General features: G+C 69.3%; 10 protein-coding genes and 2 pseudogenes. 4 read left to right on the forward strand and 8 right to left on the reverse strand.

The features are described 5' to 3' along the window. Positions 1-578 precede the first annotated feature (578 nt). From IO33_RS0138370 to IO33_RS50770, 3 genes are all read right to left on the reverse strand, one after another. Complete coding sequence (locus tag IO33_RS0138370; RefSeq protein WP_245236001.1) at positions 579-2045, reverse strand: APC family permease; 1467 nt, start codon at positions 2043-2045, stop codon at positions 579-581. 157 nt (positions 2046-2202) lie between these two features. Next, on the reverse strand, positions 2203-2526 hold the full coding sequence (locus IO33_RS0138375) for a hypothetical protein (RefSeq protein ID WP_031173716.1): 324 nt from the start codon (positions 2524-2526) through the stop codon (positions 2203-2205). A 330-nt stretch (positions 2527-2856) separates the two neighbouring features. Beyond that, a complete protein-coding gene (locus IO33_RS50770; RefSeq protein WP_157858000.1) occupies positions 2857-3036 on the reverse strand; it encodes a hypothetical protein in 180 nt (59 codons plus the stop codon). Between the two features lie 555 nt (positions 3037-3591). Between IO33_RS50770 and IO33_RS0138385 the strand changes: the two genes are divergently transcribed. After that, positions 3592-3870, forward strand: a complete 279-nt coding sequence (locus tag IO33_RS0138385; protein ID WP_167349503.1) for a hypothetical protein — start codon at positions 3592-3594, stop codon at positions 3868-3870. Positions 3871-3987: 117 nt separating this feature from the next. Here IO33_RS0138385 and IO33_RS0138390 read toward each other — a convergent pair whose 3' ends face one another. Both IO33_RS0138390 and IO33_RS53890 read right to left on the reverse strand, forming a co-directional pair. Next, positions 3988-6372: a phosphoketolase family protein gene (locus IO33_RS0138390; protein WP_031173720.1), complete on the reverse strand. Its 2385-nt coding sequence runs from the start codon at positions 6370-6372 to the stop codon at positions 3988-3990. A 26-nt stretch (positions 6373-6398) separates the two neighbouring features. Then, on the reverse strand, positions 6399-6797 hold the full coding sequence (locus IO33_RS53890; RefSeq protein ID WP_078964083.1) for an SHOCT domain-containing protein: 399 nt from the start codon (positions 6795-6797) through the stop codon (positions 6399-6401). Positions 6798-7304: 507 nt separating this feature from the next. On the opposite strand from IO33_RS53890, the gene IO33_RS0138395 reads away from it, so the two are divergent. Both IO33_RS0138395 and IO33_RS0138400 read left to right on the forward strand, forming a co-directional pair. Continuing rightward, positions 7305-7589: a hypothetical protein gene (locus IO33_RS0138395; RefSeq protein WP_245236002.1), complete on the forward strand. Its 285-nt coding sequence runs from the start codon at positions 7305-7307 to the stop codon at positions 7587-7589. A gap of 178 nt (positions 7590-7767) precedes the next feature. Beyond that, a complete protein-coding gene (locus IO33_RS0138400; protein ID WP_031173723.1) occupies positions 7768-8703 on the forward strand; it encodes a DUF5996 family protein in 936 nt (311 codons plus the stop codon). Positions 8704-8737: 34 nt separating this feature from the next. Here IO33_RS0138400 and IO33_RS0138405 read toward each other — a convergent pair. Further along, positions 8738-9058 (reverse strand): annotated as a pseudogene (locus tag IO33_RS0138405) (VOC family protein); the annotation flags it as partial. A gap of 158 nt (positions 9059-9216) precedes the next feature. Between IO33_RS0138405 and IO33_RS0138410 the strand changes: the two are divergent. Next, a complete protein-coding gene (locus tag IO33_RS0138410; protein WP_078964084.1) occupies positions 9217-9972 on the forward strand; it encodes a heavy metal-responsive transcriptional regulator in 756 nt (251 codons plus the stop codon). A gap of 334 nt (positions 9973-10306) precedes the next feature. Here IO33_RS0138410 and IO33_RS0138415 read toward each other — a convergent pair. Together IO33_RS0138415 and IO33_RS0138420 are read right to left on the reverse strand one after the other, a co-directional pair. Next, positions 10307-10738, reverse strand: a pseudogene (locus tag IO33_RS0138415) (transposase); the annotation flags it as partial. Between the two features lie 67 nt (positions 10739-10805). Further along, the gene (locus tag IO33_RS0138420) at positions 10806-12539 is read right to left on the reverse strand and encodes a protein-arginine deiminase family protein (RefSeq protein ID WP_031173730.1); all 1734 of its coding nucleotides are present in this window, start codon (positions 12537-12539) and stop codon (positions 10806-10808) included. Between the last annotated feature and the right edge of the window lie 426 nt (positions 12540-12965).

The raw sequence follows: 12965 nt of genomic DNA on the forward strand, positions 1-12965 counted from the left end.
CACGCTCGCCACCTGCACCGAGTTCGGCGCGGAACACCTCGCCGACGCCCTCCTCGCCCGCCTCGACGTCGCCAGCGGGGGCAACGACGACATCGCCATGGTCGTCGTCCGCCTGGACGAAACGACCCGGCCGTACTGATGGGGGCCGAGGCCGTCGTCGGTGAGCATGCCGCCTTCGGACGCAGGTGCCTGACGTGGTGCGGTCGTAGCGCAGCACGTCCCGCAGCGCGGTGCGCGCAGAACTCTTTCGGCCTCCTCCACGCTGTGCCGCCGGTGGAGTACGGCGCTTACCGGCGCTCGGCAAGTGACCCAAGGGCACATCCAGGGCACATGAGCCCGGGAAACGACGTTGATCCGTGAAAACCACTGAGAGGAGTTTCCGCAGGTCAACGAACATTTGACCAAGAAACCCCAGGTCAGCACCCCGGTTCGGACGGGGTCTTCGGTGCCGCCCTCACTCGCGTCGTACGTCCCCGGGGACAACCGCTCCACAACGCTGCTGAACAGGCTCCTGTCCGCCGCCGGGCTCGGTACCTTCAGCGCCGCTTGCCTCTTGCTCGACTGCTCTTTCCCTCGCGTCAGTGGTCGGCTTCGGCTTCTGCGGCCACGTCGCGGATGCCACGCGGCCGTCCGGCCTTGACCCACAGGCGGTACAGCACCCCGGCAATCACCACGGCCGCCACCAGCGATGCGATGGGCTCGCCGCGCGAGAGGTTGACAACGAGGACAAAGCCAACGGCAACCGCCCCGACCAGATTCACCAGCGCGTGGACTGGCTTCCCCTCCCGCAGGGAGAAGCGGGTCATCGCGATCAAGCCGGCGAGGAAGGCCATGAACACGGACACCGCGTAGAACAGGACCAGACGCTGGTCGTCGCCTCCGGCTGCTGTGATCACTACGGCGGAGACGGCGAGGAACAGCAGAGCGCCCCAGTAAGGGGTGTGGTGCTTGTTGGTCCGTCCCCAGACCGCCGGGAGGATCCCGGCGTCAGCGCCGTCCGGACGGTGGTGGCGGGAGAGCGCCTTGAGTAGACCCGGGCCGGCGGCAAACGACGAGGAGGCGGCAGAGAGCAGCAGCAACGCGGTCAGCAACTGGAACACTGCGTAAAGCGGGCCGGAGGCGGCGACGTGCGCCAGGTCGGCGATCTGGGTGCTGTCCGGAGCGGGGATCCCGATTCTGAAGTGCACGGCTTCGGCGGTGAGCCCGAGGGTGAGGCCGCCGACGATGAGCAGGGTCAGCCACAGCGTGATGCGGCCGAACCGGCGACGCCCGGCGTCATCGAGCTGGCCGAGCTGGGCGATCGCGGACGAGGGGGCCTCGACGCCGGTGGCGAGCGCCATGGCGACGGGGAAGGCCACGGCGACGGCCAGCGGCGCCCAGTGCCCCGCCGAGTGGGTGATCGTCCCGGTCGGGCGGACGGGGGCACTCAAGCCTCCGGTCAGCACCGCCACACTCACCCCGATGAAGACGAGGGTCATCAACGCGAACACGGCACGCCCCAGGTGCCCGAACCAGGTCAGCCCAGCCACGAACGCCGTCAGGCCGAGCGCGATCGGGATCCGCCATGGGGCGGCGGCGGGCGCGTAGGCGATGATCGCGGACGATCCGGCTGCGGAACTGATGGCGATGGTGAGCACGAAGTCGACGATCAGAGCCCCGATCGGCACGAACGCCCACGCCTCCCCGAACGCCTCGCCGGCGGCCGCAGCGGCTCCACCGCCCTGGGGATAACGAGCCACCAGTTGGTGGTAGTTGACGATGACAAGGGCGATGAGGGCGACGACCAGGCCCATGGTCGGCAGCAGCAGGTCCAGGTCACCGTGCAGGGCCCGCAGCGCAGCCTCGATCGCGTAGGCCACGGAGGACACCGGATCTGCCATCACCGCGAACGCGAAAGCGAGCAGCAGCACGGGGCGGGCATGCAACAGCGCCCGCCACCCCGTCGCGGCCGTGGTGGTAGGCACCGCCGACAGGACCGGGCGAGGGGTGCATGCGCTGGGGCGATTGCTCTTCACGGCGGCGACTTCCTGATCGGAAGAAAGCATGAGGGGTTGCATCGCCGACCAGACTTCCCGGCACACCGGGGCAGACTTTACGTCAAAAACCTGGCAGCAGAACGTCAAGAAGTCATTAAGACAATCGCTGGTCCAGTACGAGCACACGACACCTCAGGCACCGGCGACTGCCCAGTCCCTCGTGTCCTTACCGGTGCTCGAGGCTCTCCCCATCGCGTGGGGACACCACCAGGACGCTCCGGCCCTGGTTTCGCAGCGAGCACACCTGGTCAACGAGGCGTTCACGCTGGCCAAGGAGCTGTTCGGCCGGGGAGAGCAGGTCGCCGATGCGCTGATCCTCAGTGAGAGGAACAATCACGCCAGTGGCACGCGCCGTAGCCAGAATCGGTACGGCCAGCGACTCGAGTCGCCCGCTGTCCGGTCTCTGCCCGCTGTTTGCCAGCACCCTCGAGTCGATCGCGACGACGGAGACCGTGTCGGGCAGGCGCAGCGCCGACGGATCGAGGGGCACGAGACACAACGGGCCAGGTCACGGCCGATCGTCGCCGCAAAGCCGTCCCTCCCATAACGAGCCCGCCCGGGGTACGGCGGCGAGAATCGCATCCGCCGCCCTCGTCGGACTGCCCCTCAGCGCGAATACCGAGGCCGCGGTGAGCGGGGCGAACGACGCCAGCCGCCTCTCCCCCTCCTCGACCGGGCCGGGCGTCCGGGGCCTGCCGCATAGGTACCGGGCCGCCGGCAGGGTGTGCGATACGCAGTCCGGGCCGGGGCAACAGATCCTTCTCACGCCGCTCCCCCACCTGACGGCGCGCGCGGATCTCTCCGAGCAGCAGCATGCGGTTCACCACGTCGACAGCGGGCATGGCGATGCCGTCGCACAGCCCTTGACGGTGGCGCCGACCAGCGACAGCTGAAGATCGGTCTCGAGCGGCCCGATTCGCCGCAGCATCGGCCTGCGCAGCTTGCCCTCCAGCTCCAGCCCGGCCAGCGCCGCCGGTATCACCCGGGGCAGCCGCGGCACGGGGGAAGATCTTCTGGACGGCTCCGGCGGCCACCGCCAGGCAGTCGACCAGCAGCTCGGTTGCCGCCGCAGCGGTCGACGCGTCGTCACCAGGGGTGACCGGCTGGGCCCAGCGGACATCCGCTTCCTGAACGCCATGAGCCTCCTCGACCGCCCGCACGGTGTCCAGCAGCCGGTCGAGACCGACCCTGCGTTCGTCGAAGGACAGCAGCACCTGGCCAGTGACCGCATTCACCTCGGCTCAACGCACCCCGATCAGCCCACGCAGCGACTTCGTCACCGCACCAGCCAGCCGCACGCGCGTGCGCTCACCACCCCCCGAGCCCGCGCACCTCGATGTGGGCACGCCCATGACCTGCCCACACCCGCCGGATATGCCGACGCGCATGGAAATCGACCAGAGCACGCCCCACCCGCACAGACCGCCCGGGTACCCCCGCAGCCGACGAAACCCCGTGCCGCGCAGTCGACAACGCGACCCGTCCGGTGTCGTCACCCAGGTGATCGAGATCGATGTTCACAGCGGGGTCGGTGACCCGGACCGGGGTGTCGGCGATGCAGGCGCTGGGCAGAGAGGGCGCCCGTGCGGCGGGAAGCGTGGCGCCGGTGGTGATCAGGACGGTGGGCGGGGTGACGGTTGGGGTGACCAGGGCTGGTCTGGGCGTCGCTGGGCACCTCATGTTCCGCATGACGGGCACTCTCGAGCAGAGTTTCAAGGGCGCCCTGCGCCGCAGCAAGGCCGGTGGAGTCGACCGCATCGCCCGTACCGCCGACTTCACCACCAAGATCCGCCAAGCGGTCGTGTCTCAGAGTCGGTATCACATCGAAGGCTGAAGATGTCCCGCACAGAGCTGGCGAGTACCCGGTCGAGTGCGGGGAGCGGCCGCCAACGCAGGTCTGTGGCCGGCCGGTCAGGGCAACAGCTTGGCGAGTCACGTGCCGAACATGCGTTCAGCCGTCCCAAGTCCAGTCCGCCACTTCCGGTAGATCCATCCCGTGCAAGCGGATCCAGACGTGATGGTGCTGCCGGACGTCCTCCATCTGCTGGCGTACGGCCGCCGCGCGGACCGCGAGGCCCGGGACGCGGTCGATGACGTCCATGACGAGGCGGTAGCGATCGAGGTCGTTGCGGACCACCATGTCGAAGGGGGTGGTCGTGGTGCCGATCTCCTTGTATCCGCGCACGTGCAGGTTCGGATGTCCGGTGCGGCGGTAGGCCAGGCGGTGGATGAGCCACGGGTAGCCGTGGTAGGCGAAGATCACCGGCTTGTCCGCGGTGAACAGACCGTCGTACTCGAAGTCGCTCATGCCGTGCGGGTGTTCCTCGGCCGGCAACAACCGGGCGATGTCGACGACGTTGACCACGCGCACGGCCAGCTCGGGCAGGTGACGGCGGAGCAACTGGGCCGCGGCGAGGATCTCCTGAGTGGGTACGTCTCCCGCAGACGCGAGCACCACGTCCGGTTCCCGGGCGCCGTCCTCGGTGCCCGCCCACTCCCAGATGCCGGCGCCGCGGGCGCAATGGACCTTGGCCTCCTCCATGGACAGCCAGTCGAAGCAGGGCTGTTTGCCGGCGACGACGACGTTGACGTAGTCACGGCTGCGCAGGACGTGGTCGGCCACGGACAGCAGGGTGTTGGCGTCCGGCGGGAAGTAGACCCGCACGGCCTCGGGACTCTTGTTGAGGATGTGGTCGACGAAGCCGGGGTCCTGGTGGGAGAAGCCGTTGTGATCCTGGCGCCACACGTGCGAGGTGAGCAGGTAGTTGAGGGAGGCGATGGGGGCGCGCCAGGGCAGGCGGCGGGTGGTGCGCAGCCATTTGATGTGCTGGTTGACCATGGAGTCGACGATGTGGACGAACGCCTCGTAGCAGGAGAACAGCCCGTGCCGGCCGGTCAGCAGGTAGCCCTCCAGCCAGCCCTGGCAGGTGTGCTCGGAGAGGATCTCCATGACCCGGCCGTGCGGGTCGAGGTGTTCGTCCACCGGCAGGGTCTCGGCCTGCCACGCCTTGCCGCTGGCCGCGTAGACAGCCTGCAGCCGGTTGGAGGCCGTCTCGTCGGGCCCGACGAGCCGGAAGTCACGGCGGCTGGCGGTGGCCGCCATGACGTCCTGGAGCAACTCGCCCAGAACACGGGTCGGTTCGTGAAGGGTGGCGCCGGGCTTGTCCACCTCGACCGCGTACTTCTCCAGCGGCGGCAGGGGCAGTTCACGCACCAGGAGACCACCGTTGGCATGCGGGGTGGCGCCAAGCCGGCGGCTGCCCCGCGGGACGCAGTCCAGCACCTCCGGACGCGGGGCGCCGTGCTCGTCGAACAGCTCCCCGGGCCGGTAGGAGCGCAGCCACTGCTCCAGTTGCCGCAGGTGCTCGGGGTTGTCCCGGACCGCGGCCAGCGGCACCTGGTGGGCACGCCACGTACCCTCCACCGGCAGACCGTCGACCTCCGCGGGACCGGTCCAGCCCTTGGGCGTACGCAGCACGATCACCGGCCAGCGGGGCCGGTCCGAGACGTCGTCCTCGCGAGCCGCGCGCTGAATCGCCGCGATGCGGTCCAGCGCGGTGTCCATCGCGCCGGCCATCGCGCGGTGGACGGTCAGGGGGTCGTCACCGGTGACGTGGATCGGATCGTGGCCGTAGCCACGCAGCAGCTCGTCCAGTTCTGCTTCGGGGAGCCGTGCCAGGACGGCCGGGTTGGCGATCTTGTAGCCGTTCAGGTGCAGGACCGGCAGGACGGCGCCGTCGCCGACCGGGTCGAGGAACTTGTTCGAGTGCCAGGAAGCGGCCAGCGGCCCGGTCTCCGCCTCGCCGTCACCAATCACACAGGCGACGAGCAGGTCCGGGTTGTCGAAGGCGGCGCCGTAGGCGTGGGAGAGGCAGTAGCCCAGCTCCCCGCCCTCGTGAATCGAGCCCGGCGTCTCGGGAGCGACGTGGCTGGGCACCCCACCAGGGAAGGAGAACTGCTTGAAGAGCCGGGCCATGCCGGCCGCGTCTCGGGTGACGTCCGGGTACGTCTCAGTGTACGAACCCTCCAGCCAGGAGTTGGCCAGCACCGCGGGTCCGCCGTGGCCGGGCCCCCAGATGCACAGGGCGTCCAGGCCGCGGGCCTTGATGACGCGGTTGAGGTGGGTGTGCACCAGGTTCAGGCCCGGAGAGGTGCCCCAATGCCCAAGGAGCCGCGGCTTGACGTGCTCGGGGCGCAAGGACTCGGTCAGCAAGGGGTTGGCCATGAGGTAGATCTGGCCGACGGCCAGATAGTTCGCGGCGCGCCAGTGGGCATCCAGCGACCTCAGCTCCTCCTCGTCCAGCTGAGCGGGCGCCTGCTGCGTTTCGGGGGCCATCGGGATTCCTTCCCTGCCGAGGCAGCTCACGGACTCGTGCGTGGCGGCCGCTGTACGACCCACCTTCCACCGGAGCACCGGGTACCCGACAGGGCCGTTCGGGCCACCCGGCAGAGTGAGTCATCCGATCGAGTGCAGAACTCATTGCCGACCGGGGCGGGGCTGTCCCGCCCGCCTCCTCGCAGGACGGTCAGCCTTCGCCGGTATTCGTCCTCGTCGATCTCCCCACGGGCGAAGCGCTCGGCGAGGAGTTGCTCGGGGGAGGTCCCTGGATGCCTGCTGCTGGCACGGTTGCCGCGCTCCCGCGGCGCACGCGAGCGATACAGGAGAACGTCGAGGGTGATGAGCAAAACCCAGAAGAGGACGATGCCCACGGGCATGGCGAACCAGCCCCATCCGCTGGCACCATGGCCGTACCAGAACATCACACTGGTTCATCTCCTGAAGGGCCCGGGAGCAAAGGGACCGGAGCCCTGTCACTTTCGAGGTGTCGGCTCCTCACTCTCACCGTCGAGCTTCCAGCGCGTCATGAGCCGCCCAGGCCGACGCGAGGGGTCGATAACCCCTCATCGCAGATGGGGTGGTCCGTGCCGTTTGCAGCGAGCCACTGCGGAGGCGTGAACAGTACTGGCCCGGCGGCAGTGCCTTTTGTCCTCTGCACGATGGCCGCCACGGTGATGGCCGGGAGCTTCGGCTTACGCCCGGCGCGACGCGATACCGAATGGCAGTATCAGCGCCTCTCCCGCCGCATCGCCAGCATCTGGAGCCGTCCTTTGCCGAGTGTGGTCTGCCCCCCGGTCGAGCCGTAGACCTGCGCTGCTGGAACACTCCACCGGAGGCCCATTCGGCCCCGGAGCGCCCGGTCAGCCCCTGTGCCAGCGCGCCACGTCGCTGGACGCTGAAGGCGGGGTCGTCCGGAGGGAGAGCCCGTGATGACCGGCATCCAGGAAGCCCCGGTGCATGCCCTGCTGGCCGACGGAACCACTGTCCGCATACGGCAGGCGGGACCGGCGGATCGCGAGGAGGTGCAGCGCCTGTACGAGGCGATGTCACCACAGAACCTGCGGTTGCGGTTCTTCTCCGTCAGCGCGTCCTCCGCCCGGCAGGCCGCCGAGCGGGTGGCCAGGGGCGAACGCCCGGATATCGCGCGCTGGCCGCGGAGTGCGGTGGGCGGCTTGTGGGGCTGGCCGAGTACGAGGTTCTGCATGAGCCCGTGACCGTCTCTGACGTGGCCCGCCAGCTTCCCGCCGTTGGCCGGACGACGGCGGGACCTGGGTGGCGGCCGTGCGGCGGCTGGGCTGAACCGCTCCCGCGGCGGCGTGCGGGATGTCCCCTGCGGGGTCATGATGAGACGGCCCGGCCGCCGCGGGAGCGCCGGGCGGGAAGGGGCAGGCGATGGAGCTGTTCCCGCCGGCACCGCTGCCGGAGTGGCGGGACACGAAGGAGACGCTGCACCGCTTCGCGCAAATTGTCGGCAAGATCCGCTTGGCCGCGAGCGCTCGGCGCAACCACTGGTGGAACGTCCCGTTCCATGTCACTGGCCGCGGCATCACCACCCGTCCGATGGGTCAGGGCGACGGGAATCCGATCTTCACGATCGACTTCGACTTCGTCGATCACCGGCTCGCCGTCATGACGCTGGACGGCGAAGAGCGGTCCTTTCCGCTTCCGGGCCAGTCCGTCGCGTCCTTCTACGAGCAGACCCTGGCCGCTCTGGCCGCGCTGGGCGTCCGGGTGAACATCGCTATTCCCAGGCCCTTCGATCTATCCGACGCCGACCGGCCGTTCGCCGAGGACACCGAGCACGCGACCTACGACCCGGTGGCCGCAAACCGCTACTGGCGGGTGCTGAGCCAAGTGGCGTCCGTGCTGGAGGAGTTCGCGGCGGGCTTCTCGGGAAAGGCCAGCCCAGTGCACCACTTCTGGCACACCTTCGACATCGCCCACAGCCGGTTCTCCGGGCGCCGGGTCGACCAGCCCAGGCAGGCCGACCCCGTCACCCGGGAGGCGTACTCCTCGGAAGTGATCAGCTTCGGCTTCTGGTTCGGCGACGACACCTTTGCCGAGCCCGCGTTCTACTCGTACACCGCCCCCGAGCCCGCCGGCCTGGCCGAGGCGCCGCTCAGCCCGGCGTCCGCGCAGTGGGTCGCGCGCGGCGACAGCCACCTGGCCGTGCTGCGCTACGACGCGGCCCGCGCCGAGGCCGATCCACGTGCCGCCGTGCTCGCCTTCTACGAAAGCGCCTACCAGGCCGGGGCCGGACACGCCGGATGGGACATCGCGGCGCTTGCGTGCCCCGGCGGAATCACGGACCCGGTCCGTCGCATCTGACGAATTCGGTCAGCAGTGCAGCGCGGTGCAGTGGTCAGGCTTCGGTATCAGTGCGCGCCAGGATGCCCTTGAGCGGGCCCGTGGACTGGCCGGCCTCGATGAGGTAGCCATCCGGGTCGCGCATGTAGCAGCGCAGCTCGGCGCGCCGGTCGATGGGCGGGGTGAGGAACTCGGCTCCCTTGGCGCGGGCTGCCGCGTAGAAGCCGTGGACGTCCGCCACCCGTACGTTCAGGAAGCTGGAGGCGGTGTGGGGATCCTCCGGCGGGCACAGTACGACGTCCGGTTTGTCATCCGTGGGCCCGCCGCCGGGGTCCATGATGATCCAGCTGGTGGCGACCTTGATGACACAGGGGTCATAGTTGGCGTTTGAGCACGCTAATTGGCGGCCGGACGCGATAGTTGGCCTGGCAGAGGGGCACGCCAGGTGTGCTGAGCAAGTCCTTTCGCGAGCGGAGGATCTTCGGCTGCTCCGACTTGACCTTCGAGTCGGGTCGAAGGTTTACGGTCGCTTGTGTGACGAGCTACCGCATCTCGCAGCTGGCCCAGCGCTCCGGCGTTCCGGCCACGACGCTGCGCTTCTACGAGGACTCCGGTCTGCTGCTCGCTGACCGCACGCCGTCCGGGTACCGGGTGTACGGCGAGGACGCGGTGGAACGCCTGGCCTTCATCTCCTCGGCCAAGCTCTTGGGCCTTGCCCTCGACGAGATCCGCGAGCTCCTGGACGTCCGCGAGGGAGGGGTGTGCGCTTCGGTGCGGGCACGGATGCTGCCGCTGATCTGGGGGCGGATCGCGGAGACCGACGGCCGGATCGCCGAGCTGCGCGCGTTCTCCACCCACTTGGCTCGCGTCCATGCCGACCTGTCCGGCCCGGCTCCGACGGGGGCGTGCGGGCCGGACTGCGGCTGCACCACGACCAGCCCGGCGCCGGCGGCCGAGCCTGTGCCCATCGAGCTGTCGCCGACACGCTTCTCAATGGACACCGATCCGTCGCGGGAGGTCCCGGTGGCCTGCACCCGGGGCGGCGCCGAGCTGGGCGAGCGCACCGCACAGTGGCAGCAGCTGGTCGCCAAGGCCACGAGGCACGAGGAGATCACCGACGGCCTTCGACTGTCCTTCCCCGCAGACGCTGAGCTGTCCGGTGACCTCGCGAAGCTGGCCGCGGCGGAGCAGGGCTGCTGCGCGTTCTGGCAGTCCTCGACCGCGCCGGGCTGGTACGCGCCCACCGGGCCGGACGCGAGGTCCGCTACGAAGCCGACCTGCAGCCACTGAGGCGGACAACGCGGTGGATGGACACCCTCACCACCCAGTGGGAGCACCGCCTCAACGCGATCAAGGACCTCGCGGAGGGGGCCAGTGGGCCCTGACCCCGTTGTTGACGCCTCAAAGGGCCGTCGCAGTGCGGAGTCTTCTCCAGTAGATCAGTGCGCATCCGAGGATGAGGAAGGCTTCGTGGATGTCGTCGCGTATCTCTCAGCGGATCCGCAGGCGGCGGAACCAGTGCAGCCGGGCGAACGCACCCTCCACGAACCGGGATCAGCTGAATGACGTCGTTGCGGTTGCCGCGGCTCGTCCCAGCCTCCCGAGGACCCCGCCACCGTGCAGGTCACAGCCATTCATGGATGGCCGCGACCAGCACGGTCGCCTCGTAGCGGACGGCGAGCTTGTCGTACCCCGTCGCCACTGCTCGGTGGCGCTTGAGGCGATTGATGCTGCACTCCACCGCATGGCGCTCTTTGTAGTCCGCGGCGTCGAACTTCGGCGGCCGACCACCCCGGGAACCGCGCTTCTTGCGGTTGGCGATCTGGTCGCGCTTCTCCGGGATCGTGCAGGGGATACCGCGCTTACGCAGGTAAGCGCGGTTCGCGCGGGAGCCGTACGCCTTGTCGGCGCGAACCTTGTCCGGACGGGTGCGCGGACGTGGCACGAGCCGGGGCACCCGGATACGGCCCAGGACCACCTGGAACTGCGGGGAGTCACCGCGCTGTCCGGCCGTGATCACCAGTGACATCGGCTTCTGGGCCTGCTCGACCGCCAGGAACACTCCCTAGGGGCCTGCCTGCCTTCATCACCAGAGCCACGTCGGGGCGCTGCCCCGGGGCCCTTCAGGGGACATCCCGCAGCGCATTGGTCGCGCAGTGCACCTCGCCGCCGACCATGTGCGCCCAGGAGAAGTCCTCGACCCAACGGACCCGGACGCCCTGTGCGGCCAGGCGTCGACCGGCTTCCTCCCGGAAGAGGTCGTGCCCTGTGACCCGGGGGCCATGGGGGTCGGGGGCGGCGTAGTCGCGGGCGGACAGGGAGAGGCCGTTGGCGAGTGCGGGCGAGGCGGCTATGTACCGGCGCGGCAGGCCACCGCCCGGTTCGTCCCCCATGTAGAGAACCGGGAGGCGGATGATGTCCTGTGGCCGCAACCCGGTCGCCCGGAGCAGAACCTTCAGCTGCTCATCGAGATGCCGGGCGGCGTACTCGTTGTCGCCGCGCGTCGCGTCCATCCGGAGATACTCGTCGATGGTGGGCTTCAAATCGGCCTCGGTGCCGGCGAACAACCGCTGTCCGCCCTCTCCTGCGCGTTGTGCCCGGCGCAGCAGGTCAACGGCGAGCCGGGGATCGGAGACCGCGAGCGTCCAGCCGCGGGCGTTGTCTGCCCGGAGGACATGCACGGTCTCATCCGCGTGCCCGACCACCAGCCATGAGGTGTCCAGCACCACTGGCGACTGCTGCCCCTGGGCTCGCAGCATCCGTGTGAACGAGGGATCGGGGTGGCGCTGCGCGCTGCTGCCGTAGAGGATGCGGCCGTGCGGAAAGCCGTCGTAGGGCGGCAGTGACTCGATGTTGCCGGTGAAGTTCAGCAGCTCGTCGACGTTCGGATCGCGGTGCGTCGTGTACTGCTGGACGATGCCGATATCCGGCCCGCGCAGATCCCGGAACAGCAACCGCCCGGCCCGTCGGAGGCTCGCGCTGCGCCCGTCGTGCGATGTCCAGTAGTTGGGTGAGCGCAGCAGGATGCGGAGGGTGTGCGGGCCGTTGGGTGTGGGGCGGGTGACGTAGGCGGGTTCGACGATGTCCTGGCGCCAGATGTCCCGCCACCACTGCGACGTGCCCTTTTGAAACGTCAGTTGGCGGTCTGCCATTCCTGCCGCACGGGTCGCCTTGCGCAGTGAGTCAGCGAATTGCCGCCACAGGCCGGGCTGCCGGGTCGCAGCCGGTACCTCGACCGGCTGGCCCTTGCCGGGGCCGGGGGCGGCCGCGAACACTTGCTGCGCGCGCTGTAGGTCGTTCTGGAGCAGGACGGGGGCGATATGCAGTGCGAGGTGGGCTGTTCGCGCATCCTGCCCCTTGGTGACCGTCAGCGTCAGTGAGATCCGGCCGTTCCACCGCTTCGGGTCGCGCACGATGTCGCGGCCTTCGACGGCCAGCTGCGCCCCGTGGCGCAGCTCCGACGCGGTCAGCTGCCCATCGCTGCCCAGCGATACATACGTGCCGGCGCGCCGTACAAAGATCCGTACGTACTTTCCCTGCTCGGTCGGTACGGAGATCCGGCCACTGGCATGCCGCGTGGTCTTCATGGGGGCCAGCCGTACCGGGGTCAGATCCGCCATGTCCCGTGGCCCGTTGACGATGTCGTCCGCGGCGTCATTGCAGCTGGCCAGCCGCGTGTCGACGGCGACGTCGAGGCGGTCCAGGTCGCCCGGCCGCAGGGTGCAGCGCCGGGTGTCGTCGTCGAGATTCGGCAGGACGAGGGTGCCTTGCGGAGCTGTGAGCCGTGGGCTCGGCGGTAATGCTGTACTCGCCCCGGCGGTCGACGGTTCGCCGACCGCTGACGCGATGATGGCCATGGTCGCTACTCCGCAGGCCAATGCTGGTTTTGTCGTCCGTAGCAGCCGACGTTGCCGACGGTGTGGAATGGTCATATGGCGGGCCTCCCCCTCGCGTCCGGCGGCCGTCAGTCCGCGTTGCGGACGACGGTCGTTTGCACGGTCATTACTCTCCCGCCCTGCTCCCTCGATTTCCTCAAGCTCCGGGTGGAATCCGGATTGAATGTGGACTAGTCCCTTGGATGCAGCCCCGGGCGAGCCGTCTCCACCCTCGGTACCAGGCCAGCGGGAGCACCGGTCGAAGAACGGGTCGAATGGGCCGCAAGGTCTCGTCTCGTGGGCAGACAGGCCCCACGAGGGCCGCTGCCCCAACCCCACCCGCTCCCCCCGCACACGCGAGCCCGTACGCCTCGTCTCGGAATTTCGAGGACTGGGTCGGCCACTCCC

Source organism: Streptomyces durhamensis, assembly GCF_000725475.1.
GTDB lineage: Bacteria > Actinomycetota > Actinomycetes > Streptomycetales > Streptomycetaceae > Streptomyces > Streptomyces filipinensis.

Bases quoted from the DNA above. Each gene is read 5' to 3' on its own strand.
- IO33_RS0138370 (WP_245236001.1), bottom strand. From the start codon at position 2,045: ATGCTTTCTTCCGATCAGGAAGTCGCCGCCGTGAAGAGCAATCGCCCC.
- IO33_RS0138385 (WP_167349503.1), top strand. From the start codon at position 3,592: ATGCAGGCGCTGGGCAGAGAGGGCGCCCGTGCGGCGGGAAGCGTGGCG.
- IO33_RS0138390 (WP_031173720.1), bottom strand. From the start codon at position 6,372: ATGGCCCCCGAAACGCAGCAGGCGCCCGCTCAGCTGGACGAGGAGGAG.
- IO33_RS53890 (WP_078964083.1), bottom strand. From the start codon at position 6,797: ATGTTCTGGTACGGCCATGGTGCCAGCGGATGGGGCTGGTTCGCCATG.
- IO33_RS0138395 (WP_245236002.1), top strand. From the start codon at position 7,305: ATGACCGGCATCCAGGAAGCCCCGGTGCATGCCCTGCTGGCCGACGGA.
- IO33_RS0138400 (WP_031173723.1), top strand. From the start codon at position 7,768: ATGGAGCTGTTCCCGCCGGCACCGCTGCCGGAGTGGCGGGACACGAAG.
- IO33_RS0138420 (WP_031173730.1), bottom strand. From the start codon at position 12,539: ATGGCCATCATCGCGTCAGCGGTCGGCGAACCGTCGACCGCCGGGGCG.